This is a genomic window from Streptococcus mitis (assembly GCF_047464035.1).
In the GTDB taxonomy this organism is placed as follows: domain Bacteria; phylum Bacillota; class Bacilli; order Lactobacillales; family Streptococcaceae; genus Streptococcus; species Streptococcus mitis_DX.
Map to the genome: position 1 here is coordinate 154,249 of NZ_JASHCQ010000002.1, position 22,506 is coordinate 176,754.

22 protein-coding genes and 2 pseudogenes are annotated in these 22,506 nt (G+C 38.7%); 5 read left to right on the forward strand and 19 right to left on the reverse strand.

From position 1 onward, the window contains the following. Positions 1–38: 38 nt before the first annotated feature. The 7 genes and pseudogenes from dltB to QM818_RS01620 all read right to left on the reverse strand — a co-directional run bounded on the left by dltB (position 39) and on the right by QM818_RS01620 (position 9,186). A complete protein-coding gene (dltB, locus tag QM818_RS01590; protein ID WP_261038944.1) occupies positions 39–1,193 on the reverse strand; it encodes a D-alanyl-lipoteichoic acid biosynthesis protein DltB in 1,155 nt (384 codons plus the stop codon). Between the two features lie 254 nt (positions 1,194–1,447). Continuing rightward, positions 1,448–1,938, reverse strand: a pseudogene (locus QM818_RS01595) (transposase); the annotation flags it as partial. A gap of 90 nt (positions 1,939–2,028) precedes the next feature. Continuing rightward, positions 2,029–3,207 carry a ryptide export MFS transporter gene (locus tag QM818_RS01600; RefSeq protein ID WP_261080841.1) on the reverse strand — a complete coding sequence of 393 codons (1,179 nt, stop codon included), beginning with the start codon at positions 3,205–3,207 and terminating at the stop codon, positions 2,029–2,031. Between the two features lie 241 nt (positions 3,208–3,448). Further along, a complete protein-coding gene (locus QM818_RS01605; protein ID WP_004255366.1) occupies positions 3,449–4,153 on the reverse strand; it encodes an MIP/aquaporin family protein in 705 nt (234 codons plus the stop codon). Positions 4,154–4,223: 70 nt separating this feature from the next. Then, positions 4,224–6,050 carry a type 1 glycerol-3-phosphate oxidase gene (gene glpO, locus QM818_RS01610; protein ID WP_084928726.1) on the reverse strand — a complete coding sequence of 609 codons (1,827 nt, stop codon included), beginning with the start codon at positions 6,048–6,050 and terminating at the stop codon, positions 4,224–4,226. A 41-nt stretch (positions 6,051–6,091) separates the two neighbouring features. Beyond that, on the reverse strand, positions 6,092–7,600 hold the full coding sequence (gene glpK, locus QM818_RS01615) for a glycerol kinase GlpK (RefSeq protein ID WP_000076786.1): 1,509 nt from the start codon (positions 7,598–7,600) through the stop codon (positions 6,092–6,094). 158 nt (positions 7,601–7,758) lie between these two features. Next, the gene (locus QM818_RS01620) at positions 7,759–9,186 is read right to left on the reverse strand and encodes an AcpB/EbpR/MafR family transcriptional regulator (protein WP_237447143.1); all 1,428 of its coding nucleotides are present in this window, start codon (positions 9,184–9,186) and stop codon (positions 7,759–7,761) included. Positions 9,187–9,350: 164 nt separating this feature from the next. Between QM818_RS01620 and hslO the strand changes: the two genes are divergently transcribed. Genes hslO through QM818_RS01635 form a run of 3 tightly spaced genes read left to right on the forward strand, consistent with a single transcriptional unit; the run spans position 9,351 to position 11,743 of the window. Beyond that, positions 9,351–10,223: an Hsp33 family molecular chaperone HslO gene (hslO, locus tag QM818_RS01625; protein WP_203175228.1), complete on the forward strand. Its 873-nt coding sequence runs from the start codon at positions 9,351–9,353 to the stop codon at positions 10,221–10,223. Further along, the gene (dusB, locus tag QM818_RS01630; RefSeq protein ID WP_261053783.1) at positions 10,210–11,190 is read left to right on the forward strand and encodes a tRNA dihydrouridine synthase DusB; all 981 of its coding nucleotides are present in this window, start codon (positions 10,210–10,212) and stop codon (positions 11,188–11,190) included. The genes hslO and dusB overlap by 14 nt, the downstream gene beginning before the upstream one ends. Position 11,191: 1 nt before the next feature. Beyond that, positions 11,192–11,743: a cysteine hydrolase family protein gene (locus tag QM818_RS01635; RefSeq protein WP_261017954.1), complete on the forward strand. Its 552-nt coding sequence runs from the start codon at positions 11,192–11,194 to the stop codon at positions 11,741–11,743. Positions 11,744–11,812: 69 nt separating this feature from the next. Here the strand turns inward: QM818_RS01635 and QM818_RS01640 are convergent, their stop codons facing one another. After that, positions 11,813–12,511 carry a hypothetical protein gene (locus QM818_RS01640; RefSeq protein WP_261080845.1) on the reverse strand — a complete coding sequence of 233 codons (699 nt, stop codon included), beginning with the start codon at positions 12,509–12,511 and terminating at the stop codon, positions 11,813–11,815. 277 nt (positions 12,512–12,788) lie between these two features. On the opposite strand from QM818_RS01640, the gene QM818_RS01645 reads away from it, so the two are divergent. Beyond that, positions 12,789–13,019, forward strand: a complete 231-nt coding sequence (locus tag QM818_RS01645; protein ID WP_261017956.1) for a hypothetical protein — start codon at positions 12,789–12,791, stop codon at positions 13,017–13,019. 72 nt (positions 13,020–13,091) lie between these two features. Here the strand turns inward: QM818_RS01645 and QM818_RS01650 are convergent, their stop codons facing one another. Together QM818_RS01650 and QM818_RS01655 are read right to left on the reverse strand one after the other, a co-directional pair. Next, positions 13,092–15,524 carry an ATP-dependent Clp protease ATP-binding subunit gene (locus QM818_RS01650; RefSeq protein WP_261080846.1) on the reverse strand — a complete coding sequence of 811 codons (2,433 nt, stop codon included), beginning with the start codon at positions 15,522–15,524 and terminating at the stop codon, positions 13,092–13,094. Between the two features lies 1 nt (position 15,525). After that, positions 15,526–15,984 carry a CtsR family transcriptional regulator gene (locus QM818_RS01655; RefSeq protein ID WP_261080847.1) on the reverse strand — a complete coding sequence of 153 codons (459 nt, stop codon included), beginning with the start codon at positions 15,982–15,984 and terminating at the stop codon, positions 15,526–15,528. A 318-nt stretch (positions 15,985–16,302) separates the two neighbouring features. On the opposite strand from QM818_RS01655, the gene QM818_RS01660 reads away from it, so the two are divergent. Continuing rightward, on the forward strand, positions 16,303–17,406 hold the full coding sequence (locus QM818_RS01660) for a hypothetical protein (protein ID WP_084926975.1): 1,104 nt from the start codon (positions 16,303–16,305) through the stop codon (positions 17,404–17,406). Positions 17,407–17,584: 178 nt separating this feature from the next. Here QM818_RS01660 and QM818_RS01665 read toward each other — a convergent pair whose 3' ends face one another. From QM818_RS01665 to QM818_RS01705, 9 genes and pseudogenes are all read right to left on the reverse strand, one after another. Beyond that, entirely contained in the window at positions 17,585–17,995 is a 411-nt protein-coding gene (locus QM818_RS01665) for a DUF722 domain-containing protein (protein WP_261038979.1), read from the reverse strand. Between the two features lie 377 nt (positions 17,996–18,372). After that, on the reverse strand, positions 18,373–18,921 hold the full coding sequence (locus tag QM818_RS01670; RefSeq protein WP_261080848.1) for a hypothetical protein: 549 nt from the start codon (positions 18,919–18,921) through the stop codon (positions 18,373–18,375). Positions 18,922–18,930: 9 nt separating this feature from the next. After that, entirely contained in the window at positions 18,931–19,791 is an 861-nt protein-coding gene (locus tag QM818_RS01675) for a phage major capsid protein (protein ID WP_084926972.1), read from the reverse strand. A 48-nt stretch (positions 19,792–19,839) separates the two neighbouring features. Next, complete coding sequence (locus tag QM818_RS01680) at positions 19,840–20,070, reverse strand: hypothetical protein (protein ID WP_084926971.1); 231 nt, start codon at positions 20,068–20,070, stop codon at positions 19,840–19,842. Positions 20,071–20,159: 89 nt separating this feature from the next. After that, on the reverse strand, positions 20,160–20,321 hold the full coding sequence (locus tag QM818_RS01685; protein ID WP_192851990.1) for a hypothetical protein: 162 nt from the start codon (positions 20,319–20,321) through the stop codon (positions 20,160–20,162). Then, a pseudogene (locus QM818_RS01690) lies at positions 20,318–21,164 on the reverse strand (ATP-binding protein). The gene QM818_RS01685 and the pseudogene QM818_RS01690 overlap by 4 nt, the downstream one beginning before the upstream one ends. 11 nt (positions 21,165–21,175) lie before the next feature. Further along, positions 21,176–22,036, reverse strand: a complete 861-nt coding sequence (locus QM818_RS01695) for a conserved phage C-terminal domain-containing protein (protein WP_261080849.1) — start codon at positions 22,034–22,036, stop codon at positions 21,176–21,178. Next, positions 22,023–22,295: a hypothetical protein gene (locus tag QM818_RS01700; RefSeq protein ID WP_049490554.1), complete on the reverse strand. Its 273-nt coding sequence runs from the start codon at positions 22,293–22,295 to the stop codon at positions 22,023–22,025. Before QM818_RS01700 ends, QM818_RS01695 begins: the two co-directional genes overlap by 14 nt. A gap of 4 nt (positions 22,296–22,299) precedes the next feature. Next, a complete protein-coding gene (locus QM818_RS01705) occupies positions 22,300–22,506 on the reverse strand; it encodes a hypothetical protein (RefSeq protein WP_084926967.1) in 207 nt (68 codons plus the stop codon).

Below are 22,506 nucleotides of genomic sequence, written 5' to 3' on the forward strand. Positions count from 1 at the left end.
TCCTATCCCTTCGATTCTTCCAACCTCTTTTCAATTTCTTATCTCTTTAAAATCGTCAGTAAGATTTTATAGGGTTCACCTGAAAAGATAAAGAAACCAATCATAACCAGATTCATGGTCACAAACCAACTTAGTAGTTTATACCAATTTTTGTTTTTATTTTTCTTATAAAAAGTGCTTTTCTTTTGATACACTTCAAATCCAGCCATCAAGACACCGTGATAAAAACCATAAACAATGTAGCTAACACTAAGACCATGCCAAAAACCCATGACCAACATATTGACCATATAGGCGTAGATTGCATTGTGTAGTCTATTTTTAAACCATTTTTTCCTGATAACCTGCATCAAGACTCTTGAAAATACGAAATCTCTCAACCAGGTTGACAAGGTGATATGCCATCTAGTCCAGAAATCCTTGATATCAACACTCAAGAAAGGTTTGTTAAAGTTCATCGGTGTCTGAATACCTAGAATATTACTACTTCCAACGGCCATTAGACTATAACCTGCAAAGTCGAAGAACAGATACAAGGTATAGAGGTACATATACTTGATTGAATAGACAACTGTGCTAGTATTATTTAGAGCGAGTAACATCTGGTAAACATAGGTTGATAGAACAACCTTGTAAAGAAGGCCTAGAACGATACGATAAACACCGTCCCCTGCTAACTCTAGATACCCTTTTCGAGGCATTACCTCATTTATCTCTGTTAAAAATCTCCTACTCCGATCAATCGGGCCAGCACTAACTGTTGGGAAAAAGAGTAGAAACTGAAGATAATCTTTTATATTGATTTTTTCTTTAATCAAACCATCCGATATTTCCAGCATGATTTGTATTGTTTTAAAGGACATATAAGAAATCCCAATAAAAGCCAACAGATGCAGAGAAGTCAAGGCAAAGACTTTATTAATCACCAAAGGCAGAATGGAAAGAAAAACAAGAGGTTTCAACCGCTTTGCTTCCATCCTTTGTGCTAGAAAAACTATCAAATATTGGTAAACGACAAAGGCGAGTAAATAGACAATCATCGCTCTACTCTTGCCATAAATAGCTCCTGTAAATAAGAGGGAGAGCGCCAAAATATAGTAGTCCTTACGTTTTTCAAAAAAATTTACCACAAAACCAATCAGTAAAACTACAAACAAGAGAAGGAAGAATTCATTCCCCTCGAAATAATTCATACCATCCAAACTCCTTTTTTCTTTTTATCATCTCCTGATTTATCTTTTTAGGATTAGCTCCTATCATATCACCAAGGATAGTTAACTCCATTCATTATACCATAATTTAAAAACTATAAATACCTCTATTTTCTAATTTTTTAAAATAAAAAATCCAACTGACTCTTAGTACTGAATACCAATAATGAGACAAAATTATTCACACCATAAATAAAATTCAAGAACAAAAAATTGATGAAGGAACCAGTGAAGAATTCTGCCTTTCTAGCTGTAAGGCTTCGTCCCCTTCCTATAACTCTTTTAACTTTTTTAGGTAAGCTACCTCAGTACGTAAGTGTTCATTCTCCTCCTGAAGTCGTTCTAATTCTGTCATTTCTCCCCAAGTTTTCTTTCGTTTACACCCCATTTCAGTCGGTCTCTCTCTTGTTTTCTCAACAATAGTATACCCGTTTTTCCTGTATTGTGCCAGCCAATTTGGAAGCATTCCTTGGTTTGGGAGGGCATAATCAAGACTAACACTTCTTTGCGAACGACCTTCAAGAAGAACTTTATCAATCATTTCTTGTTTTAATTCTGGAGAATAATAGCGATTCTGCCCTTTCTTGACAATTTCAATCCTATAACGATCACTCAAACTAAATATGTACGTTAGTTTAGAAATACCTACTCCAAATATAGTGGAAAGTTGCTCTAAGCTAATTCCTTGTTTTTTTAGTTCATGGATTTGAACTTTCTCTTCATAAATTCAATTTCATAATAAAACACACAATATCAAGTTTTTCAACACCTGATACTATGCGCTTTTCTAATTTTTCAAGACTTTTTAACCAGTCTCTTATTTAAAATAATCTCGTCTGATATAAATTAAAATAGCTTCTATCATCAGACAAATGGCCGATATCCAAAAACTGATACTAATACCAAAACTCTCAGTAATATAGCTCATTAGCAAAACAAATACTGAAAATGCTAGTGTCGAAATCACTTCAAGAACGGAATAGACATTAACCAAGTTATTTTCCTCTACTGTTTCCTGAAGAAATACACTTTCAGGAACTTCTTTTAGTTGCGATAACATACCAACTAAAGCTGAAAATACTAAAAACATCTGTGCATTTGGAAAATATAGAATAGTCAGTGTCACTATTGCCATGGCTACAAGAGGAAAAAGAATACTTTCCCATTTAGCAGCAAGAAACTTTTCAGATAGACGAAAAGCAATTAAGCCACTAATTATAATCCCGATAGAATATGCTGTATTAGAATATCCCCAGTAACTTTCCGTTTCATTTAATAACTCAGTTACAAAGACAAGTATGATAGACGAAACCCAAATCGTATTTGAGAAAATTTCAAATAAATTTGCTGATACAAAAAGTCTTAATCTAGGATCTCTAGCAACTAACTTCCAACCTTTGAGCAAAATTTCAAGATTGGTCTCTGACTCTAGTACCTCCACTTCAGCGTTAGGCAGAAATAACATCAGAAAGCTAGAAATGATATACAAGATTAAAATGATAAACGTGGTAGGCAACAGACCAATTGTTGCAAACAAGAGTCCACCCAACCCCCACCCTACCAATTGAACAGCTTCACCAGTCATTGACAAGGCTGAGTTAGCCTTGCCCAAATCGGTCGCATAGCGCGGCACAATAGCATAGGAAACGGGTGCTGCAAAACCATCTAATATGGAAATTGCAACAACAAATAGATAGATCACCAAAGGCGCTACTGATTGCATTACGGTAAACATTCCTACCAGTATCGCCAATAATATAGTCTTTCCAAATTGGGATAAAGATAAAACCCTATTTAGCGCTATCCTTTTAGTAACTAAAGGAACTAAAAGACTCGCAACAAAAGAGGATATCCCTATTAAAATGGGAACTAATGATGTGGCAATTACTGATTTTGAAATAATGTATATGTTAGCAATGATTGTTACTCTAAAGAAAATATCTGCTAAATTTGCAAACAATTGAGAGACTAACAATTTGATAAATGAATTAGACATATAGCTCTCCTATCTTAGTTGCCAACTTTGGAATTAAAATTTGATTTTTAATATTTTAGCATAAAATAGCAGAAAACAAAAGTGAGATTTTTCACATAAAAAAGCAAAAACTATTGCCTTTATTCTTCCTATTTTTTGAAGGAATTATTATCGTTGATTGGATAGTACTAATTAGTTATACTCAATGAAAAAAAGCCTGAGATACTCATCTCAAGCTTTATCAACATAATTGTTTTCTAGATTAGAAAAGTGAGAATACAAGCACGGCTAAGGCTGCACCGATAACAGGTCCCACAACAGGAATCCAAGCATAAGACCAGTCTCCGTCTCCCTTGTTTGAAATTGGAAGGATACTGTGCATGATACGAGGTCCAAGGTCACGCGCTGGGTTCAAGGCATAACCTGTTGTCCCACCTAGTGATAGACCGATACCGACAATCAATGTTCCCACTGCAAAGGTTCCGATTCCTGCTTGAAGGTCATAAAGTCCCAAAGCAAAAATTGTCAATACCAATACAAAGGTGCCAAGGATTTCGCTGATCAAGTTAGAAACTGTATCCTTGATAGCTGGTCCTGTGCTGAAAGTAGCCAAAATATTTCCTGCATTTTCTTCTGCCTCATAATGCGGTTTGAATTGCAACCAAACCAAAATCTGACCGAGCATAGCCCCTGCAAACTGGGCTAAGATATAAGGCAAAACAGAAGCCCAAGGCAAGTCACCTTTTAAAGCTACACCAATTGTCACAGCTGGGTTTAAATGAGCTGGACTGAGCTTGCCAGATACAAAGACTGCAACCGCAACTGCAATCCCCCAACCCATAGTAATCACAATCCAACCTGAGCTGTTGCTCTTGGTTTTTGGAAGAACCACACCAGCAACAACACCATTTCCTAGAAGAATCAGGATTAAAGTCCCTAAAAACTCTCCAAATAATTCATTCATCATCTTTCTGTCTCCATTAAAAAGAAGGAGAGGGTAGACTAGGAGTCCTGCCCTCCGCCTCTTTTATTTTTTCTTAATTTTTTAATTCTGCTAAATCGTTGTTAGCGAGAGCCGCTTCGACATCCGCACGGTAGCCTGCTTTTTCTTCTTCTGTCCAGTCATAGAATCGTCCCATTTCATCCAAAACTGGCTCAACGATGCTATCCAAACTATCACGCATAAAGAGCATGTGGTTGGTACGACGAAGAAGGAAGTCAACTGGGCTAAGAGCCAACTCATTGCGCATTGCATAGTGAAGTGACAAAGTGTCTGCCAAACTGAGTCCTGGCGCTTGTTCCAAACTATGAGCAAGAGCAAAGACTTTCGGTGCATTTGAACCGTAGAGATTTGCTAGGTAATGAGCTTCCTTGCTATCCAAACCACGTGACACTCCAAGTTGCGCAAAGGCTTCGATTTCTGAGTCCACATTTGCTGGGTTCAATTCCCCACCTGAAACAGGGTAAGTCTTAGAATTGATCAGTTTAAAGCTACGGTCAAATTCTGCTTTGAGGATGTCAACCACGCGCTCCATAGCTCCTTCAGCCATCTTACGGTAGTCTGTGATTTTACCACCAGCAAGGGTCAAGAGACCATTATCATCTCGGTCCAAGCTCGAACCACGTGAAACTGCAGATGGGTCCAAATGTTTCTCAGATGTGCTACTTTCAAGCTTGCTGACAGCAGCCTCAACATCTTCACGCGTTTTTTCTTTAGAGAGATAAGATTCAACAGTCGCAATCAAGTTGTTAAAGCTTTCATCACTGATGGTTCCGTTATTTCCTCCATTGTAGTCAGAAGCGCTATTGCCTGCAATCAATGGACGAAGACCTGCCCAGCTGCTTTCGATATCATCAATGGTGATGTTGGCTTCTGGGAAGCGGTTGTTGACAATGCCAAGTAGGTAATCTACATCTTCTTGAGTTACTTTTGGATGTTCCAAATCACCTGTGTAGTCTGTATCAGTTGTACCGAAGTAAGTCTTGTTTTCACGTGGGAGAACAAAGACCATACGACCGTCACCCAAACCTGTGTCAAAGTAAACTGGCTGTGAAACCTTGATCTTGCTTGAATCCACTACCAAGTGAACTCCCTTAGTTGGACGCATTTGTGAGAATTGTGTTCCCTTATTAGACAAATTACGTACCTTGTCGCTCCAAGGACCTGTTGTGTTAATCACCAGACGGGCCTTGATTTCAAAGACTTGGTCTGTCAACAAATCACGAGCTACCACACCTGTAATCTTGCCACTTTCGTCAAATAGGAAACCTTCTGCTTTAACGTGGTTGGCAATGAGGGCACCGTCTTGGTTGGCACGTTTGATGTTTTCGATCACGAGACGGGCATCGTTGTTACGGAAGTCAAGATAAACTCCACCTCCTACCAAACCTTCTTTCTTCAAGTTTGGCTGGCGTTCCAAGACTTCTTCCTTGCTCAAGACCTTGTTAGCAGCTGGTGTGTTGTTAACTCCTGCCAAAAGGTCGTACAAATCCATAGCTACTTTAAGACGGAAGAGGCTAAAGGTTGCTCCATCTTCATCGTAAACTGGTAAGAGCATTGGGTCCGGTTTTGGAATGTGTGGTGCGATTTGTTGAACCACTGCACGTTCAGAAACTGTATCTGATACTACTTCTACATCAAATTGCTTAAGGTAACGTAGTCCTCCGTGAACCAATTTTGTTGAACGACTGGATGTTCCTTCTGCGAAGTCCTGCATTTCAATCAAACCAGTATCTAGACCACTAGCTGCCGCCTGCAAGGCTACACCAGCACCAGTGATTCCTCCACCGATAATCAAGAGGTCCAAGGTACGTTCCTGCATTTTTTGAATTGATAATTCACGTGTTTTCTTTGAAAATTCCATATTTACACACTTTCTAACTGAGTCGCTTTATTCTTCCAGTATTAGTCGTCTACTTCCGCAAAGACTTGGGTTGCTTTCACAGCCTTCTTCCAGCCCTTGTAGAGTTGTTCCTTGCGAGATTCATTCATAGATGGTTCAAAGAGTTCTCCTGTCTCATTCAAGAGTTTCAACTCATCCAAGTCCTTCCAATAGCCCACTGACAAACCTGCTAGGAAGGCTGCCCCTAGAGCTGTTGTTTCCAAGTTTTTGGCGCGTGCGATATCGATTCCCAAAATATCAGCTTGGAATTGCATGAGGAAATTGTTCATAGCTGCACCACCGTCTACTTTCAAGACTTGGATAGCTGTTTGCGCATCCACTTGCATGGTGTCGATGATGTCACGTACTTGATAAGCAATAGATTGCAAAGTCGCCTTGATAAAGTCTTCTTTAGTTGTTCCACGAGTTAAGCCAAAGACAGAACCTCGAGCGTTTTGGTTCCAGTATGGAGCACCTAGACCTGTAAAGGCTGGAACGACATAAACTTCATCATTATTGTGAGAATCACGAGCGTATTTTTCAGATTCTGGTGAATTTTCAACCATGCGAAGACCGTCACGAAGCCATTGAATGGCACTTCCTGCGATGAAGATAGAACCTTCCAAGGCATAGTAAACCTTGCCATTGATTCCGTAACCAATGGTTGTCAAGAGGTTATTTTCAGACAACTGCATCTCTTCACCAGTATTCATGATGATGAAAGAACCTGTTCCATAAGTATTTTTAACCATACCAGGTTCAAAGGCCAACTGTCCAAAGAGGGCTGCCTGTTGGTCCCCAGCCATACCTGAGATTGGCACTTCTCCACCGTAGAAATGGAATGGCGCTGTCTTACCGTAGATTTCAGAGTTAGAACGAACTTCTGGTAGCATAGCCTTAGGAATGTTGAGGATTTCCAAAATCTCATCATCCCATTTAAGTTCTTTAATATTGTAGAGCATAGTACGAGCTGCATTTGAGTAGTCCGTCACGTGAGCCGCACCGTCAGTCAACTTCCAAACTAACCAAGTATCGATAGTACCAAAGAGCAATTCTCCTTTTTCTGCTCGCTCTTGAGCGCCTTCTACATGATCCAAAATCCAACGAACCTTGGTAGCAGAGAAGTAAGCATCAATGATCAAACCAGTCTTTTCATGGAATTTTTCCACATAACCTTGACTTTTTAGTTGTTCAGCCAAAGGTGCTGTCTGACGTGACTGCCAAACGATTGCGTTGTAGATAGGAAGCCCTGTTTTCTTATCCCAGACAACAGTTGTTTCACGTTGGTTGGTAATCCCGATTGCTTCGATTTGATTTGGCTTGACACCACTTTCGATGAAAGCACCCGCAATAACTGACTGGACGGAATTCCAAATTTCATTGGCATTGTGCTCTACCCAACCTGCCTGAGGGAAAATCTGGGTAAACTCTTTTTGACTCGAGCTAACCTTTTCCCCTTTTTTGTTGAAAATGATGGCACGAGAACTTGTAGTTCCCTGGTCAATGGCCATAATGTATTTTTCTTGTGACATGTGCTGTCCTCCTGATAAAGATCTTGAGGATGTTTCCTCTTTACACTTACTAGTATACAAAATAAAGCGCTTTCTTGTTCATCAACTTTTTTGAATTTTTTAAAAAATGTGAGTAGATTGTGTGAATTTCACAAAAAGACCTGGAACAACCAAGCCTTTTAAGTGAATAATAACTGACGAATCCCTGCCAAATCTTCCATATCCAAGTCATTTTTTAAATAATAGACTGGTGTCTGTTCCTTCTTATGAATCGGGTTATTTGTAACTAGCAAATCATAATGCCGAGTTCGGTCATAGGCTTCAATGGTGATAAAACGATTGTATTCCAAATACCGTTTCAAAATGGATGCCATCCTTGAAAAGACAAGAAAACCAGATGTCAAATCCAGACCAATCCGCATATGCTGGCCACCGTTTTCAGCCATATATTCGATTAACTGGAGCCATTCCCAGAGAATTTTCTTATCCAAATCCGTCCCCTGCTGAAAGGCAGGTAGAGCATGAAAAATCTCCTCTGCCGTCCCCCTAAAATCATGTTCCATCAGCAAATAAGGATGGCGATTCTCTAACTGGTACTTATAGCGGTCCTGTAAAATATAGCCCTTATAGAGATAGACTTGAGCACAAAGCTGACTGAGTTCATAGGTAACGTGATCCTCTGTATAATCACCCAGCAACTCCTCCTTCTTCATTTCTTGAATCAATTGTGTCAGCAAATCTGCCAACTGCCCTCCAAAACCAAGGATATATTCCATTGTATGAAGAGGAAGAATGCGATGAGATAGGAGGAAAGAGAAGAATATCATCATCTCCCCATCCTCAGTTCCGAGAGGGATGTGTTGCCCAGCAAAAAAGAACGAAGTCTTTCTCAGCAAACGAAGGTAGAAAATATTGTCAAAATAGCCATGCATTTTCTCTTCTATAACTTGAAACTGACAGGCATTGACTCGGAGACGCTGTTGACTGATGTGAGCCCAGAGAACCAAGTCCAATTTCTGGCCCGAAGACAAGCTTGCACCGCAGATTTCTTCTAGTGTAGCAATTTCCTGCTTTCTCTCTGGTTTCTGCATGTGACCTTCCCACTCCTGACTCGACCAGACCTTGCGGAAAAGACAAAAATAAAAGTAACGAATCTGATGCTCTGGACCTCGCCAACGTCCATTTTGGATGGATAAGTCAAATTCTGACAAAATATGATTTAAACTAGCTAAGTGGCGACCAAGTGTTGCCTCACTAATCATCAATTCTTGAGCCAGATGATGGGCTAAAAACTGTTGGTGGTAGAGAAGATAGAGCAAAATCTGGTATTTAACAGCATTCTCCAAAAACAAGCTCCGGATATCTCTCCCCTTGGTAGCTGCACCGATTGACAGACGCAGATTTTCATCTTCTAAGTGAATAGTCAGCTCTAAGCCACTATCCAAAGCCTTGTCATTGAGCAGGGTGACATATTTGGTTAGGGTTGCTTTTGAAAATCCTGTTTCCTCCATTACAGCCTTGACGGTCGTCTGAGACTCTTGTAATAGAAAGGAAAGGATTGAAAATTGGCCAGATTCAGCCTTTTCCATCAAATCTCCTAAATACATTTGTTACCCCTTTCATTTTCTACCTTAAGCATAGCATAAATCTTACAAATGCTGAAATAATCTGTTTCTCTTTTTATTTTCATGCTGATTTCCTTATCCATTATCCTGAAAATCAGCAAACACACGGCTCCCCCTTTGGGCATTTTTATGCTAAAATAGTAGCTATGGATAAAATTATTAAAACAATATCAGAAAGTGGCGCCTTTCGTGCTTTTGTCCTTGATAGCACTGAAACCGTCCGCACTGCTCAAGAAAAACACCAAACCCAAGCTAGCTCAACTGTAGCACTTGGTCGAACTCTTATCGCTAGCCAGATTCTCGCAGCCAATGAAAAAGGAAATACCAAACTAACAGTGAAGGTACTGGGATCTAGCTCTCTAGGAGCTATCATCACCGTCGCTGACACCAAGGGGAACGTCAAAGGCTATGTTCAAAATCCTGGTGTTGACATCAAAAAGACTGCAACTGGTGAAGTTCTAGTTGGACCTTTTGTTGGAAATGGTCAATTCCTCGTTATCACAGACTACGGTACTGGAAATCCTTACAACTCTATGACTCCCCTTATCTCTGGGGAAATTGGTGAAGACCTTGCCTTTTACCTGACTGAAAGCCAACAAACGCCTTCTGCAGTCGGCCTCAATGTCCTTTTAGACGAAGAAGACAAGGTTAAGGTTGCAGGTGGTTTCCTAGTTCAAGTCTTGCCAGGAGCCAAGGAAGAAGAAATTGCTCGCTTTGAGAAACGCATCCAAGAAATGCCAGCTATCTCAACGCTTCTCGAAAGTGAAGACCATATCGAAGCCCTTCTCAAGGCTATCTACGGTGACGAGGCCTACAAACGCCTATCCGAAGAAGAGATCCGTTTCCAATGTGACTGTAGCCATGAACGCTTTATGAACGCTCTTGCTAGCCTTCCAATCTCAGACTTACAGGAAATGAAAGAGGAAGACCACGGAGCAGAAATCACTTGTCAATTCTGCCAAACTACTTATAACTTTGATGAAAACGACCTGGAGGAACTCATTCGTGACAAATCTTAATACACCTTTTATGATTGGCAATGTTGAGATTCCCAATCGTACCGTTTTAGCACCTATGGCTGGTGTCACCAACTCAGCCTTTCGGACCATCGCAAAAGAGCTCGGAGCTGGACTCGTTGTCATGGAAATGGTCTCTGACAAGGGAATCCAATACAACAACGAAAAAACCCTGCACATGCTTCATATCGATGAAGGCGAAAACCCTGTCTCTATCCAACTTTTTGGTAGTGATGAAGACAGCCTAGCACGCGCAGCAGAATTTATCCAAGAAAACACTAAGACCGATATCGTGGATATCAACATGGGATGCCCTGTTAATAAAATCGTGAAGAACGAAGCTGGCGCTATGTGGCTCAAGGATCCAGACAAGATTTACTCTATCATCAACAAGGTCCAATCTGTCCTTGATATCCCACTTACTGTCAAAATGCGTACAGGCTGGGCTGATCCATCTCTTGCAGTAGAAAATGCCCTCGCTGCTGAAGCTGCAGGTGTTTCTGCCCTTGCTATGCATGGCCGTACCCGTGAGCAAATGTATACAGGTCACGCAGACCTTGAGACCCTTCACAAGGTCGCTCAAGCTTTGACCAAGATTCCATTTCTCGCCAACGGTGACATCCGTACGGTCCAAGAAGCCAAACAACGCATCGAAGAAGTCGGTGCTGACGCAGTTATGATTGGCCGCGCTGCCATGGGCAATCCCTACCTCTTTAACCAAATCAACCATTACTTTGAAACAGGAGAAATCCTACCTGATTTGACCTTTGAAGATAAGATGAAAATCGCCTATGAACACTTGAAACGTTTGATTAACCTCAAAGGGGAAAACGTCGCAGTTCGTGAATTCCGTGGCCTCGCTCCTCACTACCTCCGTGGAACATCTGGCGCTGCCAAACTCCGTGGAGCCATTTCACAAGCTAGCACCCTAGCAGAGATTGAATCCCTCTTGCAATTGGATAAGGCTTAAAATGGTTCATACTGCTCTACTGATTATCGATATGCAAAAAGCATTTGATAACCCTATCTGGGGAGAACGAAATAACCCTCAAGCTGAACAACAAGCATTGAGGATACTGGCATACTTTCGTAAACACGCTCTTCCAGTCTTACATGTTCAACACATATCTGACAACCCCCAGTCGCAATTTCATAACAAACAAAATCAGGTATTTAAAAGTGGATTTGAGCCAGTTACTGCAGAACCTGTCTTTCAAAAAACGGTTAATAGCGCCTTCATTGGAACAAATCTTGAAACATATTTACGAACAAATCAGATTTGTCATTTAGTCGTTGTTGGTTTGACCCTGCCTCATTGTGTATCTACTACGACACGAATGGCAGCAAATCTTGGTTTTGAAGTCACTTTACTAGCAGATGCCACTGCCAGTTTTACCCTATCTAACAAAAACGGTCAGGCCATCTCTCCTGAGACTATCCATGAGATTAATCTCCTTTCTCTACAAGATGAGTTTGCTCAAATTCTTACTACAGAAGAATTTTTAACCCAAGTACAAGTATAAAATAATCCGTCAACTCTTATTGAGCTGACGGATTTTCTTTGATTGTAAAAATTCAAATACTGAGAGTTATTATTGACTCAAAGCAACGCTGGAAACCTTACCATCCGCTCCTGTTGTAATTTGGATGACTTTTCCTCCACCAATTTTGGCATTATACTTGCCATCATCAAGAGTATAAGAGTAGCCTTTGATAGAGTAGTTTTCTTTCTTTCCATCAGAAGATTCTACTGTGAATTGACCTCCTGATGAAACTGTGATAGTTTCGCCATTGACTCCCTTCCAATTGCCCGCTGCAGCTGAGAAATCACCATCAACCATGGTTAAGACACCCTTATAGCGTTTATTTTGCTCTGCCTGTTTGTCTTGAAGTTTGCGGTCAGTTGTAGGATCATAGCTTGATTGGTTAGACTGGGCTTGAGGAGCCTGTTGAGTTGAAGGAGCCTGAGCAGGAGTCTGTTTACTAGCCGCCTGTTGATTAGACACTTCTTGACCTTGTCTTTGCTCTGGTGCAGGTGCCGCTTGTGATGGCGTTGCAGTTGCTGCAGACTGGTCAGTAGCTGTCTTGGCCTTTTCAGATGAAGCTGAACTTGAGGACTTCTGAGTCTTGCTTTCTTTGCTAGCAGAAGCTGCTTTAGAGCTTGATGATTGGCTTGTCTTAGCAGAACTGCTTGCTTGAGTTGTTTCCTTTTTATTTCCACAAGCTCCTAACAGCAAGGTAGAAGCCAATACAGTTGCTGCCATCAATTTGATATATGTTTTCTTTTTCATTTTTCTACCCCTTTGTAATATTTTAGAAATATAAAGAAATCTTTTTGTAATATAATTGTAACATTGTAATTTAAATATGTCAACAATTTATCTAAACTATTTTAAAAATCTTAAATACTTTAGATACATTTACTCCTCCTACTCTTCTATTCGTAATAAAACAGAAAAACAGGAGATTTTCCTATTAAAAATTTGAATTTATTTTTTGTAATCGCTTGCAATTTTAAGTACAAAGGAATATAATAACATTGAAATAGAATATAGGAGGTGCACTCTTATGCTAAATAAGTATTACAAGTATCTGCCTTGGTTGATTTTGGTAGCTATTGGCTCTTATCAATCAGCCGCTTACTATGCGCGAACTGCATTTGATGTGTTTTATCTGACTACAATCTTTTTGATTTTCTATATCGCTTTGTTAGTTTTGCATGAGAAATATCTCAAACAACGATACAAAGACTTCTTTACTCACTTGTTGAGTAATTCTAAGAAAGATAGCCATCCCTAAAACAGTCGCAACAGCAAATCAAACTAATAAAGGCAAATAAAGAGGTCGGGAACTTTTTCCCGGCCTCGCTTTTTATGCAATATCAAATTTTAACTGGCCTGCTTTAACACCAATCTTAAGTGTGCTGCCTGCCACCAAATCTCCCTTAAGAAGAAGTTCTGCCAACTTGTCTTCCACTTCTGTTTGCAAGGTTCTGCGAAGTGGACGAGCTCCCATCTCTGGGTCGTATCCTTGATTTGCCAACAATTTCAGTGCGGAAGTTTGTAATTTCAAGTCAATGCCTTTTTCAGCCAAACTTGCAACTAAAGGTTTGACCATAATCTTCACCACTTCCTGCATATGGTCGCTAGACAGACTATGGAAGACCACCTTTTCATCAATACGATTGATGAATTCCGGTCTATAAGCCTTTTTCAACTCTTCAAACATGCGTTTTTCCATATTTTCCTGGTCAAAACGAATATCCTTAGCCCCAAATCCGACAGTCTTGTCATCCCGAAGGGCTGTCGCACCAAGATTTGACGTCATGATAATAATGGTATTTGAAAAGTCAACCTTGCGACCCTTGCTATCGGTCAAGACACCATCATCCAAGACCTGCAAGAGGACATTAAAGATGTCTGGGTGGGCTTTTTCTACCTCATCAAAGAGGAGAACAGAGTATGGTTTGTTGCGAACCTTCTCGGTCAACTCCCCACCTTCTTCATAACCCACATAGCCCGGAGGAGCTCCGTTGAGACGACTGGCTGCGAATTTCTCCATATACTCACTCATGTCAAAGCGGATAAGGGCTGATTCGTCATCAAAAAGAACTTCTGCCAGAGCCTTGGCCAATTCGGTCTTACCGACACCTGTAGGCCCTAGGAACATAAAGGAACCAATCGGACGCTTATGACTGCGAATCCCTGACTGGTTGCGGCGAATGGCACGGCTAATACTTGAAACTGCTTGATCTTGACCGATGACACGTTTATGCAATTCAGCTTCCAAGTTTAAGTATTTCTTAGCATCCGTTTGAGTCAGTTTTTGAACTGGAATACCTGATAAGTGACTCAAGGTGGTCAAAATATCAGACTCTGTCACCAAGACTTTATAGACAGGCACTTCCTCTTCTTTAGCAATTAGTTGAGCAGCTTGTTTCCACTTACCATCCATCAAGGCCTTGTCAGCTGGACTCAAACCTGAATCGTCTGCTTTTACATTCTTAGCCTTATTTTGCACTGTTGCTGCTGCCTCATCCAAGAGGTCGATAGCAGAGTCTGGCAAGTGACGACTAGTCAAGTAACGATGAGCCATCTTAACGGCTGTTTCAACCGCTTCATCTGTGATTTGCACACGGTGATGTTTCTCATAAGTCGCCTTCAAGCCTTGTAAAATGGTCATGCTGTCTGCAACACTTGGCTCTTCAATCGTCACTTTGGCGAAACGACGAGAAAGGGCCGCATCTTTTTCGATGTGTTTTTGATATTCTTCCTGAGTGGTCGCACCAACTGTTCTCAAGGTTCCACGCGCCAAGGCTGGCTTCAAGATATTGGCCGCATCTAGAGTTGAGTCAATCCCACTACCAGAACCCATGATGGTATGAAGTTCATCGATAAAGAGGATGACTTGGCCATCTTCTTCAATATCCTTGATGATATTGTTCATGCGTTCTTCAAAGTCACCACGGAAACGTGTCCCTGCAACAACATTCATCAAATCAAGCTCTAACACGCGCATCTTAGCCATTTCCGTAGGCACATCCCCACTAGCAATACGCTGGGCAAGACCAAGCGCCAGAGCAGTTTTCCCGACACCAGCATCCCCAACCAAGACAGGATTATTCTTTGTCTTCCGACTCAAGATTTGAATCATACGCGAGATTTCTTTGTCCCGACCGATGACTGGTTCTAACTTGCCAGAACGCGCTTGCTCTGTCAAATCATGCGTATAGTCCTCGAGACCACCGCTTGGAGTCTGGGGCATGCCCATCATATTGGCCATAGAATTTTGCTTGTCAGCTACTGTACGATGGCGTTGGCGTAGAGCCTTGAGGTCTTCACGAGTCCAGCCTGCACGTTCTTCTAGATTTCGACGAAGGGCAGCAATCTTAACCTGATCTTTCTTGTCTTCATAAGAAAAACCAGCCCTCTCCAAGATACGAGTCGCCAAGGCATTGCCATCATGCAAAATCGCATAGAGGAGGTGCTCTGTCCCTAGCACCTTAGCATGGACCACTGACGCTACATACTCTGCTTCATCAAAAAGGACCTGCAAACGATGAGAAAACGGCAATTCCGTAAAGGTTTCATCCTGGCTATAGTCCGTTTCAGTCAGTTCCAAAGCCACCTCTTCTAAACGGTCCATCTCATATGGATAATCATTTAAAGTCACCCCTGCCACACTATAACTGTGATTGGACATGGCAATCAACAAGTGCCAAGACTCTAGGTAACCAGCTCCAAAATGGCCAGCAACCATGTAGGCACTTTCGATACATTCATTCAATGCTTTTGAATAGTTCATCTTACTTCCCTTTTCTATCTACCTCTTGTATGACCTGTCGTAGCATGTTTGCACGAACAACTGAAGCTTCTTCTCCTAAAACGCGATCCAAAGCTACTGATACTAGCAAATTCATCTCCTGCTTGGTCATTAATTCCTGCTCAACCAAAAGCTGCAGAATATCCTCATAAATTTCTTGACTAACTCGCTCACCAATCGAGTAAAGCAGCTCCTTGAGCATTTCATGATGACTAGAAAACTCAATCCGTCCTATACGAATATAACCTCCGCCACCACGCTTACTTTCAACCAAGTAGCCTCTACTTTCCGTAAAGCGTGTTTTGATCACATAGTTAATCTGACTAGGAACAACCTGAAAAGTATCGGCCAACTGACTCCGTTGCAACTCCACAATTCCAGATTGATCTAAAATCGCCTTGATGTAGGCCTCAATATGATCCGATGTATTTTTAAATCTCATTACAAACCCACCTCTCTTCTTAAACCTTGACTATCTTTGACTATACTATCATTTAACACTCTATAAGTCAAATTTTTAGAGCTCAGCCCTTGAAAATACTGACTTTCTTTAAAAACATTTAGGCATTAAATCGCCTTAGTTTTTCTTGAAAGTTCCTAAAAAAGTCCACAAAAAGAGCCCTAAAAAGGGCGTAATATTGACGAGTTCAGCAGGCAAGAACTAGCACCTTTGAAGGTGCTTTTTTATTCATCTAATCAATTATCAATAATAATGTTACAATAACTATAATATAAACAATAACTTTCTGAAAGGATTAACATGGATAAGATAGAAATGATTTCTTTTTCAATCCTACTTGATGAAGTTGCTGAAGTAAGGCAACTGCTTGAAAATATTGTAAGTTTGGATAAGACAGTTTATTCAGAACTATCAATAGGTATCCTTCCTTTTGTATCATCTCTCTGTGATGGAATACTAAAGTTTTTACCTAGAAATGTTCATAGTGATTTTCCAAATATTGGAGAACAGGAATTTCAAAAAATAATATCTAGTGTCCGAGTGAGTTATAAGCAATACTCTGATAAAAAATATAGCAAGGCTAACAAACTGATACTTGAAATAGAGAGACGCTTTTATTCACAAATGGTAGAAAATTACAATTTATTTCAAAAACTCGTAATCAATATTTTTGGACAACATGATTTAGGGGTATATTACTTCAACGAAATTCCATACGCTAACACTAACCAATATCATATTTACCTAGAAAGTATTTTATCGAAAACTGATAAAAAGGATATTTCCTATTTTGATAAAAGAGCTACTGATTTATTTTTTGAATTTAGCAAAGCTTTAGGAACTTTAATTAATTCAGTAAATCAAAAAACTATTAAGAAGCCTACAATCCAGGATATTAAAATTGAAAACTTTGAACAACGTGATTTTTTCTTATTTGAATCTAAAAGAAGGAATTTTTTAACAGGAGTTCTGCCTACGGGCACTCAGTTATTCTTATTTAACATATTATGCCAGAATAATTTTGTAGTACATATTATGCCAAGTGTCTTAAAATCAAAAAATTACTTTTTTACACGCTCGCTAAGCCAATGCTATTTAGTTAGTATTACAGCCTTACGCTTGATTCTTAATAAGGAAAGCTCTTTATTTCCTGATTTCCAACGGGAGGAAGTTGTTGATATCCTTGATCGCAAAGAAAAAGTTTTTAACTTCCGACAAGATTTTAGAAATAATATATTTCATTATAAAATTTCAAATGTCCCATTACAAATATTTACCAATCCCCCGAAATTCTTTGAAGAACTGATTGAATTTCATTCCTCAAAAAATTTTAAAGAGTATCAAAAACTATTATTGGAAGAAATCTTAAAAATAAATGACATAATCAATTCATTTATCAATTGAAAATTAGGTCTTATTTCAGAAAAATAGTTTCATCTCAATTCTATTTTAGAAAAACTAATACTTTTTTCTAAAAACAATAAGTTTTTACCCCCTTTTTCTCTGAACATCTCCGACTTGGAAAAAGTTCCCTTCACCGGTACCCTACTGGGAAGAAAGATTTTTTAAAAGGTGGGGGGAGTCAATATCCTTTCAATTCCACAAATCTTTTAGCGATTACCTTTCTACGGCTATTTATGTAACGAGTAGTTTTATTTAGTTTCTCTGCCACGTCTTCCCAAGTCGCACCAGCTTCTAAATATCTCATTTTAAAAATTACTAGATCACTTTCAATTAAGTTTTCCATCAAGGTATCTACAACTAGTTTGAAACCTTCTAAATATCTTAGTGTTTGGTCTTCTTCAATTCTAATGATTGTCGCTTCAGTAGGACTAGATACTATCTTGCCTTTCCCACCAGTATAATCTTCAGCGCTATGTTTCTTATTATGTATTAGTTCCTGTCTTCTCAAATAAATTTTATTAGCAAGCGTTCTATACCGTCCTAACTCAATATCTATCCCGTCCAAGTCTCTGTTACTCAACTCGTACATAGGCAAGTACCTCCACTTAAATTTTAAAAATTTTTTATCTTGCAATTTGTCAAATTGTAAATTCTGTCAAACTGACAAAAAGCGCTAAAAGCCTTCCAACACTCCACTTATCAGGTATCATTGTTTTAAGTTTGACAACTCTTCAGTATGACAAGTTCAAGGGAAATTTCTTTAATTTATCCCCTCAGTTTCTCATATCTTACATTCTGTGAAACTCACTCCATTCTGTAAACCCCTGATATACCTTGCTTTCAAGCTATTACTTCTTTTCAGTTTATGCTTACTTTGTTATGTGAAACTTAGTAAAGCATAAAAGTAGGACTAGCGATATCTCTTCTGTTTCAGCCATATATCACTAGCCTTACTTAATTTGTTCCCTATTTTTCTAAATACTCTTTAATGTCCCGATATTCCTTAGAAAAATTCATCCACCCGCTAGAATCAGGGGTTAAAAATGGTAGAACAGTAAGTGGACTTACTTCTGTTCGATATAGCAATAGAGAATGTTTCTGACTTATTTCTCTGACTACACCTGTATGGATTTCTTCCACATTCTTCTTTAGTTCTTGAATTTCATCATATGCGTCCAGAATTTGTCTAAGTTTCTTTCGGTATTGTTTATAGATCTTCTTAGTTTCCATCCGTTGCTTAGTCTCTTTAAAAATGTATTCAAAGATGACTGCATTAGCTTCTGAAAAATCACTATCAAATTTTTCCTGAAGGCCATTAATAGCTTTTTCCATATTTTCCAGCTGCTCTAAAGATTCTAAGTTATTTGACAAAAAAGAATCTATGTTCTCAAATGAAACTGCTTGATTGCCTAACAGGCTTTTCCTTTTTTCGCTTAACTGTTCTCGTGCTGAATTAGTCTTACTTTTTTTATTATCTAAATCATCCAGTGTATCAAATACTTGATTAATATCCATTTCTTTCTCCTAATTCCATTGAATAAAGTAACCACAATCTTCTTCAACTTTTCTTACATCAAATCGGGTATGTAAAATCAACCGTTTTCCAAAATAGTCATTCGCATTCACCCAACTAAGTGTATCTTTCTTGCGATCAAACAAAGTAACAAAGTTTTCTAGATCTCCGATAAAGCCTTTTTTGTCACCTTTATTCCCTAATGTTGTATCATCTACAATTAAAAAGTTATCTACAAAGAATGTTTCACTTGTCCCTGTCTCTTTATCAACTTTAAGAAGATAATTTCCTGAAGTGTCTTTCATTTTTTCTAAGACACTAAATAGTGATTGACTAACAACCATAGATACATTGCGCTCTGGATTGATTAAAGAAACAATAGATTTCAAGTCGTCCATACTTGTAGCAGTCTGCACTTTCGCAGTTTGGAGAATTTTCCCAATCTCTCTATTTCGTGTTCTACGTTTTAATTTAATAATCTTCTTACCAAGAAAATCCGTTAAATTATATTGGCCATCATCTAATTGTTCCTGTGAAAAATCAAGTTTTCCACTGAATAATTTAACTAAGTAATCAACGCTGATAGTTTTCTTTTTATCTGCTTCTGTTCTCTCAACCGAATTTTCACTAACTTCTTGTAATGAATCAGATTCAAAGTCAGTTACTTCATACTTCCCACCACGGGTACGAGTCTCAATAACATTTACTAGATCAACCAATTCTTTACGTTGATGTTCATCTTCGTAACTATCAAGTATTGGTTTTTCAATGAGTACATGATTATTTTCTACTTTCATTCCCCTAGTGTTATAACCTGTACTCCGGATATAAGCTTCTAGATTTTCTTTTTGTTTAACTAAGTTAGTTGTCATTTTTTGCTCCTTCATCTTTTAATATCTGATTTTTGTTTATAATTTTTTCTAAAATTCTTTGCTTTTAGCTTTTCTTTTATGACTCTCCGAGCCTTTAAAATCATTTTTTCTAGATTTTGATTTGTCTTGTTTGTTAGCATATTTCTCTAGTATTTCTTGTTTCCGTTGTTCTAAGCTATCATCTTCTTTTTTACACTGAGAAAAGATTTTCTGTCTTTTATCTGGATCCATAGAAAACTTATTGGCTACTACATACCCTAAAGAAGTATCTCCTGACATTGCTCTCACCCCCTTTCTATGCAAACAAAAAGGGACATACCACTAGCATTATATGCTTACGGTATGTCCCTGAGTTGTTCTCAATAGACTTATTTTTTAGTTTCTTTTTTGACTAGATGAGTAAATTTCCCATCTGAATAGAATAAAATAATTTCTCCAAAACTTGGAACTTTTTCTATCTCTATTATACCACATTTTTCGTAGACAACAAAGCCTTTCTCTGTTGCAAATCGCATTTTATCATCATTCATTGATATTCTCCCCTCACTGTGTTTATAGTATATCTCTTATCTTTGATCGTGAAAGCCTTGAAAGTGTTCCCTTCTAAACCTTTCAAAATTCTACTTGAATTTCTAGCATTGTATACCGTCCGCAGTTCACTACTATCTAGGTTCGTGTTGAAAATCGTAGTTTCTCGATTGTTGATAATATCAAACAAGAAATCCTGTTCCCAGTCACTCTTAGGAGTGATTGTTCCATTTTTTGCCCCAAGGTCATCGATGATTAGAAAATCAACATCAACTAGCTTTTTAACTGCCTCATACTCTGTTAAGTTTGCATTCCTTCCATAAGCCCAACCTTCTTTTATCTGCTTGATAATCTCGGTTAAGCTGACAAATAAGACACTCTTAGGATCGTTCTTCTCTCTGAAACTCTCATTGATTTCTTTGGCCAGAGCAAGAGATAAATGACTTTTCCCTATTCCTGTGCTACCACTAATTAAGGTATTTCCCGTCATACCTCCAAGGTACTTCTGGGCTTGCCCCTTTACAAACTCTAACATCTGACGCTCCTCTGTAGTCTTAACAAAGAAATTATCAAACGTCGCTCCTTTCAACTCGTTAGGGATCGTACTGTCACGCATTAACACATCATAAGTTTTTAAAGTAGGCTTGTCTGTCCTCGAACTGCTGCAATAGGTCTTTCTCTTTCTGTTTAATCTCTCCCTTCACGCACTCTGGGCAAAATGCTTGTAGTTTTCTTTCTGAACCCCCTAACACCGGTACAGAAATTTCCCAATAATTTACCTGGTGAATATCGCAAACTTTATCCGATATTTTTCTGTTATTAAATTCTTTAAATTGTTCCTTCATCTGTGCAACTCCTAAAATGGTAGATCTGGAAAGTTGTCTTCGGACTTCCCTTTTATGGTTTTAGGCTTTTGATTCAAATAACCGTCAAACTTAGATCCAAAAAGTGTTTCAGGTCTCAGATATTTAGAAAATTCAGGACTATCCTTCCATTCTGCTGTTTTAATATCTATCACCTGTTTAAAATCTTCCAGTGTATAGCCTTCTTTGAATCGTGCTAGTAAAAGCCTTTTTGTCTTATCAACAAACTTATACCTCTTATTAGCTACTTGATTCAGATAAGCAATAGGAATCCAAAGTTCTTTATGTTTTGTTTTCTCTAAATCTTTTATAGCTGTTTCTTCAAGCCAAGTAGGAAAATTGTAGTCGGGATTTCCCGACAATATATTATCTAAATATAAATTATTACTCTTACTATTAACTCTATTCTCTTTCTCTATCTCTGTTGGACATGAGTTGGAAATAGTCTTTTTATTTTGGACATTCTCCAATTTTGGTAAATTTTGACTATTTTTTCTTTGGTCTCGCTTGTATTTTGCCCAATTTGTTTCACTCTCAACCATGGCTTTTGCTTGCGATAATGTAGCATGTCCATCATCGTCTATCTGAATCAGTCCGCATTTTGTAAAATATGCAACTGTCATATTTATATCATCCTCGGACACATCCAATTTTAAGGCTAGCTCCTGTACCAAATTATCAAAATACCCCTCATAGTACAAAATACAATCATCTTCTAAACTTTCCAACATAAGACGGATATAAATCACTGTCATAGTGTAGCCACCAGGCATATTTTTAAGTCGTTTAATAAAAAGATTATCAAAAAACTTCTTATCAACTTTTAACCAAAAATATATTTTAGTCTTTGCCATCATCTACCCCCAAAAACTTTAAAACGTCTGAGATTTTATAATACGCTTTTCTAGTATCTTCAATAGGCGGTATATACTGCGGTAGTCCTGCACCTTCCCATTTTATCAAGGTTTTATCTCCTATGCCCAGTTCTTCCTTTAGTTCCACCTTGCTGATCAAATCTAATCTTTTTTGAGGTACTTTCTCATGGCTTTTTAAATACCGTTCCACTGCTTCCAAAATCTTAGACTTTAAATCTTCAATCATTTTTTCAAACATCTTATTACCCCCATGGCTTAACCGCTGCAAGCTGAATATATCGCCCATAATCAGGGCTTAAACCCTCGCTAATTGTTTCTATCGTCTGTGTACTTTCTCGCTCGATTTGGGCGCTTTTTTTGCGGTCTCGGTGGTTTAGATACATGAGAAAGTCAACCAATATCACGGTAAAAATAAGCGCCTGTGTATTGCTTAAATCTAGTTCATTCAT